The sequence below is a fragment of the Rhodoferax sp. genome (assembly GCF_013297935.1).
GTDB lineage: Bacteria > Pseudomonadota > Gammaproteobacteria > Burkholderiales > Burkholderiaceae_C > Allorhodoferax.
Genome location: NZ_JAAFIX010000004.1, coordinates 163,079 through 180,877 on the forward strand (window position 1 = coordinate 163,079; position 17,799 = coordinate 180,877).

The 17,799-nt window shown below is 62.4% G+C and carries 19 protein-coding genes; 7 read left to right on the forward strand and 12 right to left on the reverse strand.

The features are described 5' to 3' along the window. Nucleotides 1–33: 33 nt before the first annotated feature. The 8 genes from gspN to gspG are packed head-to-tail and all read right to left on the reverse strand — an operon-like array spanning nucleotide 34 to nucleotide 5,409. The gene (gene gspN, locus QZW03_RS08040; protein WP_296509461.1) at nucleotides 34–825 is read right to left on the reverse strand and encodes a type II secretion system protein N; all 792 of its coding nucleotides are present in this window, start codon (nucleotides 823–825) and stop codon (nucleotides 34–36) included. Continuing rightward, nucleotides 825–1,313 carry a type II secretion system protein GspM gene (gspM, locus tag QZW03_RS08045; RefSeq protein WP_296509462.1) on the reverse strand — a complete coding sequence of 163 codons (489 nt, stop codon included), beginning with the start codon at nucleotides 1,311–1,313 and terminating at the stop codon, nucleotides 825–827. The genes gspN and gspM overlap by 1 nt, the downstream gene beginning before the upstream one ends. Beyond that, entirely contained in the window at nucleotides 1,310–2,494 is a 1,185-nt protein-coding gene (gspL, locus tag QZW03_RS08050) for a type II secretion system protein GspL (protein WP_296509463.1), read from the reverse strand. The genes gspM and gspL overlap by 4 nt, the downstream gene beginning before the upstream one ends. 7 nt (nucleotides 2,495–2,501) lie before the next feature. Beyond that, the gene (gene gspK, locus QZW03_RS08055; RefSeq protein WP_296509464.1) at nucleotides 2,502–3,470 is read right to left on the reverse strand and encodes a type II secretion system minor pseudopilin GspK; all 969 of its coding nucleotides are present in this window, start codon (nucleotides 3,468–3,470) and stop codon (nucleotides 2,502–2,504) included. Further along, a complete protein-coding gene (locus tag QZW03_RS08060) occupies nucleotides 3,467–4,141 on the reverse strand; it encodes a prepilin-type N-terminal cleavage/methylation domain-containing protein (RefSeq protein WP_296509465.1) in 675 nt (224 codons plus the stop codon). Before QZW03_RS08060 ends, gspK begins: the two co-directional genes overlap by 4 nt. Beyond that, the gene (gspI, locus tag QZW03_RS08065; protein ID WP_296509466.1) at nucleotides 4,141–4,518 is read right to left on the reverse strand and encodes a type II secretion system minor pseudopilin GspI; all 378 of its coding nucleotides are present in this window, start codon (nucleotides 4,516–4,518) and stop codon (nucleotides 4,141–4,143) included. Before gspI ends, QZW03_RS08060 begins: the two co-directional genes overlap by 1 nt. Continuing rightward, nucleotides 4,515–4,997 (reverse strand): prepilin-type N-terminal cleavage/methylation domain-containing protein, encoded by a 483-nt coding sequence (locus QZW03_RS08070; protein WP_296509467.1) that lies wholly within the window; start codon nucleotides 4,995–4,997, stop codon nucleotides 4,515–4,517. The genes gspI and QZW03_RS08070 overlap by 4 nt, the downstream gene beginning before the upstream one ends. Continuing rightward, nucleotides 4,975–5,409 (reverse strand): type II secretion system major pseudopilin GspG, encoded by a 435-nt coding sequence (gene gspG, locus QZW03_RS08075; RefSeq protein WP_296509468.1) that lies wholly within the window; start codon nucleotides 5,407–5,409, stop codon nucleotides 4,975–4,977. Before gspG ends, QZW03_RS08070 begins: the two co-directional genes overlap by 23 nt. Before the next feature lie 66 nt (nucleotides 5,410–5,475). On the opposite strand from gspG, the gene QZW03_RS08080 reads away from it, so the two are divergent. After that, nucleotides 5,476–5,955, forward strand: coding sequence for a general secretion pathway protein C (locus QZW03_RS08080; RefSeq protein ID WP_296509469.1), 480 nt, complete (start codon nucleotides 5,476–5,478; stop codon nucleotides 5,953–5,955). A gap of 18 nt (nucleotides 5,956–5,973) precedes the next feature. Here QZW03_RS08080 and ilvA read toward each other — a convergent pair whose 3' ends face one another. Next, the gene (ilvA, locus tag QZW03_RS08085; protein ID WP_296509470.1) at nucleotides 5,974–7,620 is read right to left on the reverse strand and encodes a threonine ammonia-lyase, biosynthetic; all 1,647 of its coding nucleotides are present in this window, start codon (nucleotides 7,618–7,620) and stop codon (nucleotides 5,974–5,976) included. Between the two features lie 113 nt (nucleotides 7,621–7,733). Between ilvA and QZW03_RS08090 the strand changes: the two genes are divergently transcribed. Beyond that, nucleotides 7,734–8,183, forward strand: a complete 450-nt coding sequence (locus tag QZW03_RS08090) for an OsmC family protein (RefSeq protein WP_296509471.1) — start codon at nucleotides 7,734–7,736, stop codon at nucleotides 8,181–8,183. Between the two features lie 56 nt (nucleotides 8,184–8,239). On the opposite strand, the gene coq7 is transcribed toward QZW03_RS08090, so the two are convergent. Then, the gene (gene coq7, locus QZW03_RS08095; RefSeq protein ID WP_296509472.1) at nucleotides 8,240–8,857 is read right to left on the reverse strand and encodes a 2-polyprenyl-3-methyl-6-methoxy-1,4-benzoquinone monooxygenase; all 618 of its coding nucleotides are present in this window, start codon (nucleotides 8,855–8,857) and stop codon (nucleotides 8,240–8,242) included. Nucleotides 8,858–9,045: 188 nt separating this feature from the next. On the opposite strand from coq7, the gene QZW03_RS08100 reads away from it, so the two are divergent. Both QZW03_RS08100 and QZW03_RS08105 read left to right on the forward strand, forming a co-directional pair. Continuing rightward, complete coding sequence (locus QZW03_RS08100) at nucleotides 9,046–10,032, forward strand: porin (protein ID WP_296509473.1); 987 nt, start codon at nucleotides 9,046–9,048, stop codon at nucleotides 10,030–10,032. Nucleotides 10,033–10,348: 316 nt separating this feature from the next. Then, nucleotides 10,349–11,275 (forward strand): carbohydrate porin, encoded by a 927-nt coding sequence (locus tag QZW03_RS08105; RefSeq protein WP_296509474.1) that lies wholly within the window; start codon nucleotides 10,349–10,351, stop codon nucleotides 11,273–11,275. 155 nt (nucleotides 11,276–11,430) lie between these two features. On the opposite strand, the gene QZW03_RS08110 is transcribed toward QZW03_RS08105, so the two are convergent. Further along, nucleotides 11,431–12,279, reverse strand: a complete 849-nt coding sequence (locus QZW03_RS08110; RefSeq protein WP_296509475.1) for an SIS domain-containing protein — start codon at nucleotides 12,277–12,279, stop codon at nucleotides 11,431–11,433. A gap of 61 nt (nucleotides 12,280–12,340) precedes the next feature. Beyond that, nucleotides 12,341–13,807, reverse strand: coding sequence for a glucose-6-phosphate dehydrogenase (zwf, locus tag QZW03_RS08115; RefSeq protein WP_296509476.1), 1,467 nt, complete (start codon nucleotides 13,805–13,807; stop codon nucleotides 12,341–12,343). Nucleotides 13,808–13,949: 142 nt separating this feature from the next. On the opposite strand from zwf, the gene tal reads away from it, so the two are divergent. The 3 genes from tal to QZW03_RS08130 are packed head-to-tail and all read left to right on the forward strand — an operon-like array spanning nucleotide 13,950 to nucleotide 17,765. Then, complete coding sequence (tal, locus tag QZW03_RS08120) at nucleotides 13,950–14,897, forward strand: transaldolase (protein WP_296509477.1); 948 nt, start codon at nucleotides 13,950–13,952, stop codon at nucleotides 14,895–14,897. 21 nt (nucleotides 14,898–14,918) lie between these two features. Further along, nucleotides 14,919–16,487 carry a glucose-6-phosphate isomerase gene (gene pgi, locus QZW03_RS08125; RefSeq protein ID WP_296509478.1) on the forward strand — a complete coding sequence of 523 codons (1,569 nt, stop codon included), beginning with the start codon at nucleotides 14,919–14,921 and terminating at the stop codon, nucleotides 16,485–16,487. A gap of 57 nt (nucleotides 16,488–16,544) precedes the next feature. Next, nucleotides 16,545–17,765: a crosslink repair DNA glycosylase YcaQ family protein gene (locus QZW03_RS08130; protein WP_296509479.1), complete on the forward strand. Its 1,221-nt coding sequence runs from the start codon at nucleotides 16,545–16,547 to the stop codon at nucleotides 17,763–17,765. The last annotated feature ends 34 nt before the right edge of the window (nucleotides 17,766–17,799 follow it).

The window sequence follows — 17,799 nt, forward strand, 5'->3', positions numbered from 1 at the left end:
GCGACGTTGGCGGTGATGTGGATGTGGCATTCCTTAACCCAGGTGAATCAGAGACCTTGCGCCTTGGCGCTGCCCAATGATATTCAGCAAATTGGAAAGCGCCTCCTCGCGGCCTTCTGCGGCGCGGGCTTCCCCGTCAAAAACAAGGCGTCCGGGACTTAGTTCGCCCGTCCCGCTGAGTTGTAAAGCGCCTTCCTGCGTGGTCAGTGTGAGCCGGGTCGACGTGCCCCCGCGCAAGGCCACACGGTAACTGCCCAGCGGCTTCAGGGTGGACAGGCTGGTGCTCAGGCGCAGCGCGTCCAGCACTACTTCGCCTTCCAGCCGTGCGCTCCCGGCGCTGGCCAGGAGCTGCAGGCTGCGGGTCTCCAGGACGAGCTGCCCGTCGAGCTGCAAGGTGTTCCAAGGGGTGCCCAGGCCCACCAGCAAGGCCGCGGGTAAGCGCAGCCCCCGCCCGGCCGGCAGGTCGCTGAGGCGCAATTCCACCGACTGCAGGCCACCGGTGGCATGCCAGATCCAAGGGGCATCGAGGCAGCAGTCGGCCTGCCACGCCATGCGCAAACCGGGTGAGCGGTCCTGCCATGCGGGGCGGATATTCCACCGAACCCGACCGGGCAGGGCGGTCTGCTCCTGGGCCTGGCTGCGCAGCACGAGTTGGGCGTCGCCCTGCCAGACGGTGCCGGAGGGGTTGAGAAGCTGCACTGGCGCATCGGCCCAGACCAGAGCGCCTGCCAACCAGCGCGCAGGCGCGTAGACCAGGCCACCGGCCAGTGCGCCCACTAGCAGTCCGGCAGACGCCCAAGCCCATGGACTGCGGCGCGCAGCCATCATTCCGCAGGCAGGGTGAATTGCACCGTGCCGCTCCAGGTGTTGCCGGTGCGCTTCCACTGCGCCTGGCTGGGGAGCAAGCGGGCTTCGGTGCGCACCAGAGCCAGCCAGCCGGCCAGGGCAGCGCCATCCAGACCTTGCAGGGTCACGGTGGCTTGTTGGTTGATGACCTGCAGGCTGGCTTTCGGGCCCAGGCCTGCCACGGCGGCTTGCAAGCCGGCCCGCATGGCCTGCGCCGTCAAGGCCGGACGGCTCTGCAGAGCCCGTGCCCGGGCCTCCAGGGTCAACATACTGGTGAGTTGGGTGTCCAGCGCGGCCCGCTGCACCGGGTAGGCTTTGACGGTGCGCCAAGCCGGCGCCAGAGCCAAGCTCCAGAGCAAGGCACCGGCCACCAACAGCGCGGCCGCAGTCAGCAAACCTTGTTCGCGCGCAGGGCGGCGAGCCCACCATGCGGCCCACGCAGACAGGGGGCGTTTGGACGTGTTCATGGACTGAGCACCCACACGGTGCCTTCGGTGCGCAAGCGGTAGCCACGCGACTGCAGGCTGTCGCGCACCGTTTCGGGTGGTGTCTCTTGGCCGCTTGGGGGGGTAATACGCAACTCGCCTGCTATGAATTCAATAGCTTGTGGCGCAGTATTTGCGGGGGCTAAGGCCCCAAATGATTCCAAAAGTCGCTCCAGGTCGCGGGCCTGGGACTGGCCACCGGTCTGGCCCAGGGCGTCGACCGCGCGTTGCATTTGCAGTGGCGCGTCCACCACCACGGTGGTGGCCGGGAAGGTGCGCAGCAAGATGTCTTGGAGGGCGCTGCGTTGTTCTTTCAGGGCCTGCCGGGCTTGCCAGGCTTGGGCATTCAGTCCGACCAACTGCACGACGGCTAAGAGGCCTAAGGCCCACCGTGCCGGCCGCCAGGCAGGGGCTTGCCAGAGTGCCTTTGCGGCGTCGGTGGCCCGCGCTGTCCAGTGGCTGCGGCTGGTGAACTCGCCTTGGGCGAGGCTCCACGGGGCGCTGGCTGCTGCGCGCAAGCGGTCTGCCCGGTGTTGCACCACGACCTCACGGTGCAGCAGTTGCTCCGCCAGCTCGGCACAGGCCGGCTCGGCGAACACGTTGCGGATGGGGGCCGGTGGCGGGTTGCTGCGGTGTCGCTGGTGCACACCGTCGGCATCGAACCACGTCCAGACAGCGTCTTCAGGCTCACCGGTCATCCAGAGTGTGTCGGGGGTGGCCGAATCCGCGGGGGCCCACTCGGGGACGATGCCGTCCAGCCCATGCCCCGCCTGCCGGACCGCGTCTACCGCGCCTTGCAGCCATGCGCGCTGGCACACGGCGACCCAACAGGGGCCGGCGTCTGCGCTGCGCGCTTGGAGTGCGAAGTGGAGCTGGGCGGGGTCGTCGAGGAGCTGGTCTTCCAGCAGGCTCTCTAGCACGGCGCGCAGCCGCACGGCTTGCCGCGCCTGCCCGTCCCGCCCTAGCAGGCCCGGTGGCAAAGTGACCCGGTGCCATGACAGTGCCGAGGCCGGCACGATCAGGACCACGCTGGTCTGGCTGGCCGTAGCGGGCGGAACCCCCGGCGTGCGTTGGCTAGTCTGCGCGGCGTCGCCGTGAACCCACTCCCATGCGGCGGAGTCCGTGGCATGGGGGGCGGGGGGCATCACAAGGTGGTGGGGCATGGCCGGGTCATTGTACGAAGGCATCCACAGGCGCTTCGCGTTCTTTCCAGAGGGGTTTCACCAGTAGACCTTCGCGCTGCAGGGTGGTGCGCTCCTGGGTGGCAAAGCCGCCCAGCCGCAGTCGCGTGCGCACCTCAAAAAAACGGGAGTTCACGCTCAGCTGGGTCTGTGGCAGTGCCGTCTCGGGCAGCCCGGTGGCGGTCTGCACTTCAGCCATGCTGCGCAGGGGGCTCTGGGCGCGGCGCTCCAGCAGGCGCTGAGCCGTGGCACTGTCCATGCCCGGTATGCTGGCTTGTAGCACCAGCGCCGACGCGGTGTTGACGTTGACGGTGCTGCGGTCGGGCAGCACCACGATGTGGGGGCTGAGCCGGGCGAGCGTGCGCTCGGACAAGCCCAGCCAGAGCAGCTGCTCCCGACTGCGCGGCAGCAGGGGTGTGCCGGTAGCGGTCTGCTGCGCCGCAGGCTTGGCGGACGGGGCTTGCAAGCCCGCGCGTAAGTTGCTGACCAGGAGCTGCAGTTCCGCCGGAGGCAGCTGCAGCAAGTCGAACAGACGGTTAAAGGCCTGCAGCGTCGGGGCGTGAATGTCGGCGTCCAGCACCAGGTTGGTGGTGTTCAGCCGGGCTTGCAGGTCGCTGATGCCGCCGGACAGGAAGGCGCTTTGCAGCACATCGGCAGGTAGCGTGTCGTCGATGGCAGCGCCGTTGGCTAAAAAAGAGCTGAGCTTGGCTTCTTGCAGCGTGATCGCCCAGGGTTCGCCCAGGTGGTCGACGGCGGCAGTGCGCGCATCTTCCCGCAGGATCAGGCGTGCCCAGTCGGTCGCGCCTTGCAAGATCCACTGGGCCTGAACCCGGGCCCGCTCACTGGCTTCAAGGTCCAGGGCGCGCGCCTGTTGCCACAGCGCGGCGGTGCTGAGGGTGGCGACCAGCGCCATCAGCAGGAGCGCTGTCAGGATGGCTGCGCCGCGTTGCGGCCTCATGGCGCATCTCCGGTCAGGGTCGGGCGAGCCCAGTCCCGCACCAGGGTGCCGCCTAGCGGGTGCACAGGCGGCAGGGTCAAGATCAGCCGGATGCCGTCGGGTTGCGCCGAAGTCTCGGGGGTTCCCGCGCTGGCGCCGGCACTGGAGAGCGGGTTACTCCAGGCACCCCCGCGGTTGAAAAACAGTTGCCAGCCCGTGAGCGCGACGATGCGCACCTCGGTGCCGCGGGTGGCGCTGGTGGGGGCACCTTGTGTCCACGCGGCAGCAGTGGCCCAGGCTGCCTGCCAGCCTTCCCGCGTGGTGACCGGGCCCGACTGCCATCGCAGCCAGTAGGCAATGCCATCCCGCTCGGCGCGCGTCCACGCCACCACGCGTGCACCGGCACCCGCCTCGGGGGCGCGGCGGGTCAGCCGCAAAGCCCGGCCATCCCACTCCAGGCTGCGGGTCTGCGGAATGTCTTGCACTGCGTCCAGGTCGGCGGCCCATTGGTTCAAGCCCGCTTCGGTGGTGAGCACGGCATCGTTGTGACGCTGGTTGACCTCCATGGCGGTCTGCATGCCTGCCAGCGCTTGCCACCCGACGGTGGCCATCAAGGCCATGATGGCCAAGGCCACCAGAAGCTCAATCAGAGTGAATCCGCCCGCCCGGCGGCTCGTTATGCGCGTCGCCATCAATACCGCCCCATGACGGTACTGAGCAGTAGCAGGGGGCTCCCGCCAAGCGCGACCCGGGCTTCGATCCGCCGGAAATTGGGGTTAGGGGTTGGCTGCACTAGCAGCCGCAGCTCGAACACTTGCCCGGCTTGCGTGCATTCCTCGGCCGTGTCGCCCACGTCGGGCAACTGCCGGCCCAAGCGGTATTGGACGAGGGCATTTTCAGCGCACAGCTGTGCCAACACGCGGTTGCTCTGGCGCTCGGTACTGCGTGTCATGGTGGCGCTGGCGCGCAGCCCGGCGATCAAGGTGACGGCAACGATGGCCAGCGCCACCAGAACTTCGATCAGGGTGAATCCGCGGGGCTGGCGGCCTGCGTGCAGTGGCGCGCTCACGGCGTGGGTCCTTGGGGCGGGCTGTTGGTAACCTGAAAGGCCCGGAGTCCGTCGCTGGTGATCCATCGCCTGCTATCGGCGTTTTCGCGGTTGCTCAGCCGAATGGTTTGGGGCCCGATGACCGGCTCCGGCCCGAGGGGAACCGGTGCCTCGCTCGCGGCTTGCAGCTCCGGGGTTTCCCAGCGCTGCGCGCGCACCAGGCTGCCTTGCCGGATTTCAAAGCCCGTGGGCGTGGCGCGCCACTCCAGTCGCACACCGGTTGCGCGCGATTCGGCACGGGCGGCTTCCAGTACTGCCACCAGGCGCTGAGCTTCGCGGTCTATCTGCGTCTGGGCGCTGTCGCGCAGTGCCAGCACGACGGTGGCCGATGCCATGCCCACGATGGCAAGCACGACCATCAGCTCCAGCAAGGTAAACCCACGCGCGGGCCTGCGCGGACAGGGGGCCGGGCCTGCGTTACCAGTTGCCGAAGTCGGCATCTTTACCTTCGCCACCGGCTTGGCCGTCTGCGCCGAACGACATCACATCGACCTCTCCTTTGATACCGGGGTTGATGTAGAGATAGGCGCGGTTCCAGGGGTCCGTGGGCAGCTTGTCGATGTAGGGGCGCCAGTTGGGCGGGACGGTGCCGGTGGTCGGCTTGGTGACCAGTGCCTGCAGGCCCTGTTCGCCCGAGGGGAAGCGCTGGTTGTCGAGTTTGTAGAGTTTGAGCGCCTGTGTCAGGTTGGCAATATCGGTTTTGGCTGCGGTGACCCGCGCGTCATCGGCACGGTCGAGCACGTTGGGCACGATCAATGCAGCGAGCACGCCAATGATGACCAGCACCACCATCAGTTCAATCAGGGTGAAGCCGCGCTGGGCGCTACGTTGCATGCGGTTGATGAGTTTCATGGTGCGGGTGGTGCAGGTGGTTGTACGGGGGGTGTGCCGGAGCTTGTGTCCATCATAATGCGGCCCATGTTGAGCACAGCTTCCCTTTGGCCCCCGCGACTTGCTGCCTTGCTGTTGTCTGCCCTGGCGGCAGTCAGTGGTGTGTACTGGGTTTTGCACTGGCGTTTGCCGGTGCAGGTTGCCCGTGCGGGTGTGGTGGCAGACAGCGGGCCCGCGGTCGATGTTGCGTCCGTAGCCCGGGCATTGGGTGCGGTACCTGGCAATGTCGCAAGTCCCACGCTTGCATTGGCAGCGCCGGGTGCAGATGCTGCCCGTTTTGCGTTGCAAGGAGTATTGGGTGGGGCCCAAGCGGGGACCGCCCTGATTGCCATCGACGGCAAGGCCGCCAAGCCCTATGCCTTAGGGGCGGAACTGGTAGAGGGCTGGAGCCTGCTCCGGGTGGCAGGTCGCACGGCGGTGCTGGGCCGCCAAGGCACCGAGCTGGAACTGGCCTTGCCACCTTTGCCCCAAGCGGCTACAGGTAAAAAGACGCTCCAACCCTTATAAATAAAGGGCGACTAGCTATCATTTTTGCAAAAACATGCGGTAGACCGGGTTGTGGGTTTCTTCCACATACGGGTAGGCCAGTGTCTGCAAAAACGTTGCAAACGCTTTGTCATCCGCTGCGGGAACCTGCAGCCCGACCAGAATGCGGCCGTAGTCGGCGCCTTGGTTGCGGTAGTGGAAGAGGCTGATGTTCCAGCCCGGGCGCATGAGGCTTAAGAACTTCATTAGCGCGCCCGGCCGCTCGGGGAACACAAACCGCAGCAGCCGCTCGTCTTGCGCCAGGCTGGAGATGCCGCCCACCATGTGGCGGATGTGCTCTTTGGCCAGTTCGTCATGCGTCAAGTCCAGTGTCTTGAAGCCGTTTTTCTCAAAATTCTTGGCTACCTTGGTCGATTCGCCCTTGCTCTGGGTGGTCAGGCCCACAAACACGTGGGCTTTGGCTGCGTCGCTGATGCGGTAGTTGAACTCGGTCACGTTGCGCGTGCCGCCGGGTAGCTCGCCGATCAGCTCGCAAAAGCGCTTGAAGCTGCCTCGCTCTTCAGGAATGGTGACGGCAAACAAGGCTTCTCGCTCCTCGCCCACTTCGGCCCGCTCGGCCACAAAGCGCAGGCGGTCGAAGTTCATATTGGCACCGCACAAAATGGCGGCATAGGTTTCGCCCTTGGTTTTGTGTTCGGCCACGTATTGTTTGATGGCAGCCACCGCCAGAGCGCCAGCCGGCTCGACGATGCAGCGGGTGTCCACAAAAATATCTTTGATGGCGGCGCACACCGCATCGGTGTCGACCGTCACATAGCTGTCGACCAGCTCGCTGGCCACGCGGAAGGTCTCTGCGCCTACCAGTTTCACGGCAGTGCCGTCAGAGAACAAGCCCACGTCGCCCAAGGTGACACGCTCCTCCGCCTCAACCGACTGAATCATGGCGTTGGAGTCGTTCATTTGCACACCAATGACCTTGACGCCCGGCGCCACTGCCTTGATGTAGTTGGCCACACCCGAAATCAGCCCGCCTCCGCCAATGGCCACAAACACCGCATCAATGCCGGGTCCGGTTTTGCTCCCGGTTTTGTGGCCGGACTTGGCCGCCTTGTCGGCACCCAGTGTCTGCACCTGGCGCATGATTTCCATGGCCACGGTGCCTTGGCCCGCTATCACGTCCGGGTCGTCAAACGGGTGCACAAAGGTCAGCCCTTCTTTCTTTTGCAGGGCGACCGCGTGGTCATAGGCGTCTGAATAGCTTTCTCCTGCCAACACGACCTCGCCGCCGAATCCGCGCACAGCGTCCACCTTGAGCTGAGGGGTGGTGGTGGGCATCACGATCACGGCGCGCACGCCCATGCGGCTGGCGGACAAAGCGACGCCTTGGGCATGGTTGCCGGCAGATGCGCAAATGACGCCCTTGGCGATTTGCTCGGCGGGCATTTGGGCCATTTTGTTATAGGCGCCACGCAGCTTGAAACTGCGCACCGGCTGCTGGTCTTCCCGCTTGAACAGCACGGTGTTGTGGAGGCGCCGGCTCAGGGTGCGAGCAGGTTCGAGCGCGGTCTCAATCGCCACGTCGTACACACGGGCGGTCAAGATTTTTTTCAGGTAATCCGCAGGAGTGAGCGGGGTGGCAGTCGGGGCTGCAGGGAATTCGGAGGAGGAAGAGGGCTTGGTGCTCACAGGGCTACACTCCGGTAGGTGAAAAAGGCAGTCAGGTAGCTCCGCGCGGAGCATTGCCTGGCATTGTATCGATTTAGAGAGTTGCCCCGCGCGGGGCTTGAGAAGGAAACACCATGGAATGCACAGTCAGTTGGACCGGCGGCCTCAACACCCGCTCCGGTATGGGTTTTGTGGCTGAAACCGGCAGTGGTCACACCTTGATGATGGACGGCGCGCCCGACGCAGCCAAGCCGGAAAACGGCGGCCAAAACCTGGCACCCCGCCCCCTGGAAACTGTCTTGGCCGGTACCGGTGGCTGCACGGCCTATGACGTGGTGCTGATTTTGAAGCGCGGTCGCCACGATGTGCAGGGCTGCACCGTCAAGCTCACCGCTGAGCGTGCCGAGGTGGATCCCAAGGTGTTCACCAAGATCCATATGCAATTCACCGTGACCGGCAAAGGCATACCTGCCGGAGCGGTGGAGCGGGCTATTGCCATGAGCCACGACAAATACTGCTCCGCCAGCATCATGCTGGGAAAAACAGCGGAGATCACCACAGGATTTGACCTGATAGAGGTCTGAAGTCCGCGCAGTGTCGGCCTTTCGCGGCGACGCCGGTTGCCGCTGGGTTTGCCTGCCTAAATGCGCGCGGCCACCGTCGTCATGACCTTGGCGGCTGCACGCATCAGCGACTTGACCGGAGCCGGTAAATCAACAGCGCCGGCCGCTGTTGCCTCATCGGCGTGTCGCAACTCGTCAGTGCGCATTTGCGAAACAATGGCGCGCGACTCGTGATCCGTGTCGGGTAGCAGGCTGAGGTGACTCTCCAGATGGGCGCCCACCTGGCGTTCGGTTTCCACCACAAAGCCCAGGCTGGCAGCGTCGCCCAACCGTCCGGCCAGTAGGCCCAGCCCGAAAGCGCCTGCGTACCACAGCGGGTTCAATAAAGAGGGGCGGGAGCCCAAGGCCTCCAGCCTTTGGGCTGTCCAGGCCAAATGGTCCGTTTCTTCGGCACACGCTTGTGTGAAGTGCGCGCGCAGAGCCTTGTTGGGAGTCGCCAACGCCTGCGCTGTGTATAAAGCCTGAGCACAGACTTCTCCCACATGATTCACACGCATCAGGCCAGCAGCTCTCTTTTTGTCTGCATCGCTCAGCACGGTGGCTCTATCGGGCAGTGTGGGGCATGCCTGAGAGGCGCGCGGGGTGGCAAACAAGGTGCGCAAGGCGGTATCGGCAGCGTTTAATAGGGAATCCATACAAGTGGGATAAAAAATCTAACGTTGCGTCTTGACAACAGTTCATTGTAAAACGGATCAGTAATAACCCGTTGACACATTGGTGTGCGGTACCTCTGATGTAATCTCGACATCTCCTTGACCGAGGAGGTCATTAATCAGGTAACCAAACGGTGCCAGATTCTTGTTTAACTTTGGAGCCACCCCTCATGAAAAAAACCCTCATTGCATTGGCAGTTTTGTCTGCAACCAGCGCATTTGCCCAAGTGACACTCACTGGTACTGTTCGCGCTGCTTACCAAAAAACCAACTCCTCTGATTTCACTGAAAATCAATCCGGCTTGGCTTTGACCGACGCCACCATCGGCGTTGCAGCTACCGAAGACCTCGGCAGCGGCATGAAGGCCAGCGCTGGCATCACTTTGGACCAGAACAGCTCCGCTTTCCCCGCAGGTTCTGCACCTGCTGGCACCGCCGCTGCGTTGAACACCAACGGAAGCCGCGCTAGCACTGGTTCTATCAATCGTCGTAATACTTTCGTTCAAGTGCAAGGTGACTTCGGCTTGGTTCGTTTTGACCAAACTCGCTCCGGCGATCTGATCACACGCGCTTGGGTTGCTCCTTCTAACCTGGACCAAGGCATTTACGACGGTTCTAACATTGTTGCCCGTGCTGGCATTGATGCATTGACTTACGGTATGGCTTTTGGCCCTGTGACCGCTAGCTTGCAGTACGTTGAAACCGGCGCTGATGGCGTTTCTACTCCTAACGTCAACGTGACTGTCTTGAACCTGGGTTACGCTAATGGCCCCTTGGCCGCTGGCTTCTCCATCAAGAGCTCTGCGGGTGCCGGTACCACTAATTTCGCTCGCACTATCAACAACGAAGCATTTGTAACTTATGACTTCGGTGTGGCTCGTGTGGGTCTGGGCTGGGACGGCGCCATGGCTGCTGCCTCTAGCGCAAACGCAGATGCGAATGCACTGGCCTTCGGTGTTGCTGTTCCTGTGACTTCCGCTCTGACACTGGGTGCCAACTACGCTACTCGTGATGTGAACAACACTACTGAGTTCGCTGCTGCCTACTCCCTGAGCAAGCGCACTGTGTTCAACGCCAGCTACGGCCGTCAAACCGCTAAAGAAACTGCAACGCGCACAGCGGACCAGTTCCGCATTTCTTTGGCTCACAACTTCTGATCGGATGAGCGCCTAGCGCGCTTTCTCTCGTAAAGATTAAAAACCCGCCACGCTGTGGCGGGTTTTTTTTGGTCTATATCTTTTAGCTTTAAAAGCAGGCGAAACACAACGGGGACCGGCTTAAATGCCCTTGCCGAAGTGTTGTTTATTGGCCTCAGAGCAGCATGTAATCCGAATGTAATAAAGACATCTGCCTATCTTTTTCAAGTGTTTCCCTACAATCAAGTTTGCCTTGTTGGCTATTCAGGTTCCGGTTGAGCACGTGACATTTGTCCTGTAACAGCGGAATTTTTATTTTTTTCTATTGGAGTAATCTATGCGTTCACAATTCAAATTGGCTCTGATTGCCGGTGCTTGCTTGGTGGCAACTGCTGCTTCCGCTCAAGTGGCTTTCGATGCAAACTACGAAAATGACACCACTTACACTGACGCTAAGCCCGCTACGACCACTAACGAAGGCCGCGCGGAATTGAACGCTACTGCTATGGCCAAGAATGGCAGCAATTTTGTTTCCGCCAAGGGCACTATTCGTCTGAAGCAAGACGGAACCAATAGCATTGAAGATGCTTGGATCAAAGCTGGTACTTCTGCAGTGGACGTCACACTCGGCCGCTTCGAAGCTGCTGACTTGTTCCCCACGGGCCAAGACACTCTGGTATCTAAGGCCCAAAATGGCGGAAGTGACGCTGTTGCCGGATATACAGCTAGCGCCTTGCGTGGCCGTACTACTGCTAACAACGGCACAAACCCATTGCATGCTGTGGTGGGTGTAAATGCTGGCGCTCTGCGCGCTGAATTGGGCTTGTTTGCTGCTACTGGCGCTGCGAATACTACCCAAACTTACGGTCTGCGCCCCACATTGGTATACACCGCTGGCGCGTTGACTCTGCGCGGTGGTTTCGAAAACATCAAGGCAACAAACGCAGCTGACCAAAACGGTTACGGCTTGTCCGTGGGTTACGCTCTGTCTTCCAGCAGCAATGTGAACGTGAACTACGCTAGCAACACCGACAGCAAGAACTCTTCTGTGGGTGCTAACGCTACCTTCGGCGGCTTGGGCTTGGGCGTCATTCAAGACAAGAACAACACCAACTCCACCACTACCTTCTACGCATCTTACGCAATGCCTTTGTTGGGTGTGAAGGGTGCAACTCTGACTCCTGCTATCAGCAACTCCACTACTGATGTTGCCGGTGTTGCTTCTGTGACTGCCCTGCGCGCTCGCATCAACTACGCTTTCTAATCTGATTAGATTAGCTTAGTGAATAAAAAGCCCGCTTCGGCGGGCTTTTTTACGATCCAATGATCGACTGACGATGACTGAAGGCGGGTGTTGTGGCCTTACCCCAGCAGGGGTGAGGCCGAAAAAAGGCGGTCACTGCAACTTGTGCCGCGTTCTCATGCGTAGCGCTTGTTCCTTAGGTTGTGCTTCATCTCGCTGAGCAAAGGTTGCAACTTGCCGCCACCGATGCGCAAGGCCACGCAGGTGGCCAGGATGTCGATGATCATCAAATGCAGCAAGCGGGACACCATGGGGCTGTAGCGGTCGAAGCCTTCGGGGTGGTCTGCGCTCAGGTGGATGTGACCGGCGCTGGCCAAGGGTGAGCCGCTGGCGGTGATGACGATGGTGGTCGCGCCGTTTTTGCGGGCAATGTCGCAGGCGTCCATCAGGTCACGGGTGCGGCCCGAGTTGCTGATCACCACTACACAGTCGCCGGCACCCAGAATCGAGGCGCTCATGACTTGCATATGCCCGTCGCTGTAGGCTGTGGTGTTGATGCCCAAACGGAAGAACTTGTGTTGCGCGTCTTGCGCCACGATGCCAGAGTTACCCACTCCGAAGAACTGGATCTGACGGCCTGCACCATAGGCCTCTACCAGCGCCACCACGGCTTTTTCAATGGCCATGGTGGAGGCGTCGTTACGGTAGCGCAAGAAGGCCGCCACGGTGTTGTCGATCACCTTGACCATCACATCACCGGTCTTGTCGTCTGCGTCCACGCTGCGGTGGATAAAGGGCACGCCTTCATTGACCGTGCCTGCCAGCTTAAGCTTGAAATCCGACAGGCCGTCGTAGCCCACACTGCGGCAAAACCGCACCACGGTGGGTTTGCTGACGTGCGCACGGTCTGCCAGCTCACTCACCGGCAATTTGGCAAATGCGCGCGGGTCCGCCAGGCAGAGCTTGCCCACGCGCTGTTCTGCCGGGGCCAAAGAGGGCAGGGAGGCTTTGATTCGATCCAACATGGTCGGTACTTCCAGGTGGACGCAGTGGCAGCTCTGAGGCGGCCCCTGCGTCGTCAGCACATCAAGATTCTTCTGACCAGCAGAAGCCGTCGCGGGCAATCATGGCGCTGGAGGCGCTCGGCCCCCAGGTACCGGCGGCATACAGGCGCGGGCCCGACGCGTCGGCGGCCCAGTGTTCCAGCATGGGTTCGACCCAGCTCCAGGCTTCTTCTTGCTCATCGCTGCGCACAAAGAGGTTGAGGCGGCCGTCGATCACATCGAGCAGCAGGCGCTCGTAAGCGCCTACACGCTCGGAGCCGAAGCGCTTGTCGAAATCAAGGTCCAGCTGCACCGGTGCCAGCGTTTGGGAGGCCGATGCGCGGCTCTGGCGGTTGTCCTGGCCCTGAGCCAGCAGGTGGAGTTCCAGGCCGTCTTTGGGCTGCAGGTTGATGACTAGGCGGTTGCCCACACCCACGTTGGAGTTGTAGATGGCGTGTGGCGTCGGGCGGAAGTTGATGACGATGCGTGCATCGCGGCCCGAGAGACGTTTGCCGGTGCGGATGTAGAAAGGTACGCCGGCCCAACGCCAGTTGGCGATTTCGGTGCGCAGGGCCACAAAGGTTTCGGTGTTGCTCTGGGGGCTGACACCGGTTTCTTCGCGGTAACCGGGCACCTTGGCGCCGCCGCTGGTGCCGGCAGAATACTGACCGCGCACCACGTCTTGCTTCAGGGTTTCGGCGGTCCAAGGCTTCAGGGAGCGCAGTACCTTGAGCTTTTCGTCGCGGATGGCGTCCGCGCCGGCGTTGATAGGCGGCTCCATGGCAATTGCGCAGAGCAGCTGCAAGGCGTGGTTCTGCACCATATCGCGCAGGGCGCCGGTGGTTTCGTAAAACGCGCCACGGCTCTCCACGCCCAGATCTTCGGCGATGGTGATTTGGATATTGGCGATGTGCTCACGGCGCCAGAGCGGCTCAAACAAGGCATTGCCAAAGCGCATGGCAAACAGGTTTTGCACCGAAGGTTTGCCGAGGTAATGGTCGATGCGGTAGACCTGATCTTCGGCAAAGAAGCGGCGCACGGTGGCGTTGATGGCGCGGTTGGAGGCAAGGTCATGGCCCAGCGGCTTTTCGAGCACCACGCGAGTTTTGGCGGTGTTCAGGCCGCTGGCGGCCAGCTGCTCGCACACATTGGTAAACAAGCTGGGCGCTGTCGCTACATACATGACCACGCTGTCGGCGTTGCGGGCGTTCAGGGTCTCGGCCAAGCGGGCATAGTCTTCGGCCTTGGACAAGTCCATGCGCACGAATTCAAGGATGGCGGCAAAGCGGGCAAATTCTTCGGCACTGGGGCGCTTGGCCAGCTCCACTTTTTCAAAGCGGGACTGGATGAGTGCGCGGTACTGGTCATGGCTCAGGTCATCACGGCCCACGCCGATGATGCGGCCGCCCTCCGGCAAAGTGCCATGGCGGAAGGCCTGAAACAGGGCGGGCATGAGTTTGCGCCAGGCCAAATCGCCTGTGCCGCCGAACATGACTAAATCAAAGCTCATAAGACTGGTGGTACGTTTAAGAGTTACATGAAAGCTGACGTTGTAATGTAACTTTGTTTCATTGATAATTCAAGGGGACAAAGCGCAACTCTCTGCGCGTTTACCCTTAGTTTTAACCCTCCGGCCTCGCGGCCTGCGCCCCATGAACCAACTCGACGCACTCAAACAATTCACCACCGTGGTGGCCGACACTGGCGACTTCAAGCAGCTCGACGCTTTCAAGCCTCAGGATGCGACTACCAACCCCTCGCTCATCCTCAAGGCCGTGCAAAAGGCCGAATACGCGCCCTTGGTCAAAGACACGGTGAACCAGTTCCGTGGCCGCACCATGGACGAAATTGTGGATCGTTTGCTGGTGCGTTTCGGTTGCGAAATCCTGTCCATCATTCCCGGCCGCGTGTCGACTGAAGTGGACGCCCGCCTGAGCTTTGACACCGCCGCCACCGTGGCCCGTGGCGAGCGCCTCATTGAGCTGTACCAGGCCCAAGGCATTCACTCCGACCGTGTGTTGATCAAGGTGGCCTCTACCTGGGAAGGCATCAAAGCGGCCGAGCAGTTAGAGCGCAAAGGCATTCACACCAACCTGACCCTGTTGTTCGCGTTCTGCCAGGCCGTGGCGTGCGGGCAGGCCAAGGTGCAGCTGATTTCTCCCTTCGTCGGTCGCATTTACGACTGGTACAAGAAGAATGCAGGCGCTGCCTGGGTCGAAGCGGACAACGCTGAGCTGAACGACCCGGGCGTCAAGTCCGTGGCCCAGATCTACAACTACTACAAGAAGTTCGGCATCGCCACTGAAGTCATGGGCGCGAGCTTCCGCAACGTGGGCCAGATCACCGCACTCGCCGGCTGCGACCTGCTGACCATCAGCCCCGATCTGCTGGCCCTGATGGCAGCCTCCGAAACCCCCATCAGCCAGGCCCTGAATGCAAACACGGCCAAGACGGCAGCCATTGAACACGTGAGCTACGACGAAGCCGGCTTCCGCCTGGCACTCAACAACGACGCCATGGCCACCGAGAAGCTGGCCGAAGGCATCCGCGCTTTCTGTGTGGACGCCGTCAAGCTCGAACAGTTGCTGCTGGCAGCCTGACCGGAAAAGGAGCCCGCGACCATGGCACGTACCCGTTGTGACCGCACGCCCGCTTGGGGCGCCCTGCAGGCGGCCTATGCCGCATCCGGCCAGGCATTCGATGTGCGCGAGGCCTTTGAGGCCGACGCCCAGCGTTTTGCCCGCTTCAGCCAGGAGGCGCCCTATGTGTTTGCGGACTTGTCCAAAAACCGCATCGACGCCGCCACCGAAGCGCTGTTGCTGGACCTGGCCCGCCAGAGCGGCGTGCAGGAGCACCGCGATGGCATGTTCGCCGGCCAAAAGATCAACCACACCGAGCAGCGCGAGGTGTGGCATGTTTTGTTGCGAAATCCGCCTCTAGCCCCCGTGGAATATGCGGGAGCAGCTCCTGAAATCGTAGCGGCAGAGCAAACCAAGGTGCACGCCACCCTGGACGCGATGCTGACCTATGCCGAGCAGCTGCGGGCTGACAGCAGGATTACCGATGTGGTGAACATCGGCATCGGCGGCTCCGACCTCGGCCCGCAGATGGCGGTGCTGGCGCTGGACGCCTTTGCCACCACGGGAAAGCGCCTGCACTTTGTGAGCAATGTGGACGGCCACGAACTCGCCGCCAAGCTGCCGCACCTGAAGGCTGAGACCACGGTCTTCCTGATTGCCAGCAAGACTTTCACCACCATTGAGACCATGACCAACGCGGCCTCCGCCAAGGCCTGGTTTCTGGCGCAGGGCGGCACCGACATCGGCCGCCACTTCGCGGCGCTGACCACCAACGTGGCTGCGGCCAACGCCTTTGGCATCACCACCACCTTCGGTTTTTGGGACTGGGTGGGCGGGCGCTACTCCATGTGGTCGGCCATTGGCTTGCCGATTGCCATTGCCATTGGCGCAGCAGGTTTCCGCGAGTTTCTCGCGGGTGCCCACGCCATGGACGAGCACTTCCGCACCGCGCCGCTGGAGAGCAATTTGCCGGTGCGCTTAGGTCTGTTGGACGTGTGGTACCGCAACTTCCATGGCTACATCAGCCGCAGCATTGCGCCGTACCACAGCGCCTTGCGCCGCGTGCCTGCCTACTTGCAGCAGTTGGAAATGGAAAGCAACGGCAAGCGGGTCGATGCCGCTGGCGAAGCGCTGCCCTTTGACACCTGCCCGGTGCTCTGGGGCGAGCCTGGCACCAATGGCCAGCATGCGTATTTCCAGATGCTGCACCAGGGGACCGATGTAGTGCCGGTGGAGTTCATCGCCGTCAAAAAGGCGCGTCACGCGCTGCCCGGCCACCACCCCATGCTGCTGGCCAATGTGCTGGCGCAGGCGCAGGCACTCATGCAGGGCAAAGTGGATGCGGGCGGCCACAAGCATTTCACTGGCAACCGCCCCAGCACCTTCTTGTTGCTAGACGATTTGACGCCCGCTTCGCTGGGCGCGCTGATTGCGTTGCAGGAGCACCGTGTGTTTGTGAGTGGTTCGTTGTGGGGCATCAACAGCTTTGACCAATGGGGCGTGGAGTTGGGCAAGGTGTTGGCCAAAGACATTGAGCCGCGGCTGGCTTCTGGGGACGTTGCTGGGTTGGATGGGTCCACAGCCGGTTTGTTGGCGCGCTTGCGGGACTGACTTCGTGGTGGGCGGCGCAACGTCCCACTGCGCCGCCTTGCTTCCGAAGCATTTCCAATGATCACGCTGCAGCAAGCCCGTAACCTGCACTTGGCTGCGCAGGGCTTGCTGCAAGCACCCACGCGGGTGGCGCAGTTCGGCGATGTCGCCGCCTGCATCGAGCGCATGGCGCTGCTGCAGATTGACACCATCCATGTGGTGTCGCGCAGCCCTTATCTCGTGTTGCATTCGCGTCTGGGGGACTACCCGCGCGAATGGCTGGAGGACACGCTGGCCGGCGGCGCCATGTTCGAGACATGGGCCCACGAGGCGTGCTTTGCACCTGCGGCCGACTTGCATCTGCACCGCGCCTACAACCGCCATGCGCGACGCCATTGGGGCTTGGCCAAGGGTGAGAAGACGGCCGCTGCGCAGCGCCCCCATCTCGACAAGCTGTTGGACCACATCCGCACCCACGGGCCGGTGAAGTCGTCCGACTTTGAGCGACCCGAAGGCACTGGCGGTGCCTGGTGGGGCTGGAAGGACGAGAAGCGCTGGCTGGAGGCGCTGTTTGCCCTGGGCGAGCTCATGATTGCGCGGCGCGAGAATTTTCACCGTGTGTACGACCTGAGCGAGCGCGTGGCACCGCAGCTCTTGCACCCCGCGCCCGAGCTGGACCCAGCTACGCTTGACGCGGCTTTGATCGAAAAAGCGATTGCCGCCCTGGGCCTGACGCAGGCGCGCTGGGTGAACGATTACTTTCGCACCAAGCCCCGCCTCAAAGACGCCGATTTAGACGCCTTGCTGGCGCAGGGCAGGGTTTCGCGCGTGGCGGTGCAGGGCTGGGACGCGCCGGGCTATGTGCATGCCTGCCATGCGGATAGCTTGCAGCAGGCGCTGGCCGGCACACTGGTAGCCACGCACACTGCATTGCTGTCCCCGTTTGACCCCGTGGTGTGGGACCGCGAGCGGGCCTCCACGTTTTTTGGCTTTGACTACCGGCTGGAGTGCTACACCCCCGAAGAAAAGCGGGTGTACGGCTACTTCGTGTTGCCCATTTTGTGTTGCGGCGAGCTCATAGGCCGCTTGGATGCGAAGGCGCACCGTGCCGAGGGGGTGTTTGAAGTCAAAGCGCTCTACACCCAGCCCGGCACCCGCTGGACCGAGCAGCAGCTGCACGCTGTGGCGGCCACGCTTCGCGCCACCGCCGCTTGGCATGGCACGCCCAAAGTGCAGATCAGCCGCACCCGCCCGGCCACACTGGCAGCCGCCCTTCGCCGCGCCCTGCGACAGGCTTAGCGCTGCTACGGGGCAATCGCTATCGATAACCCTC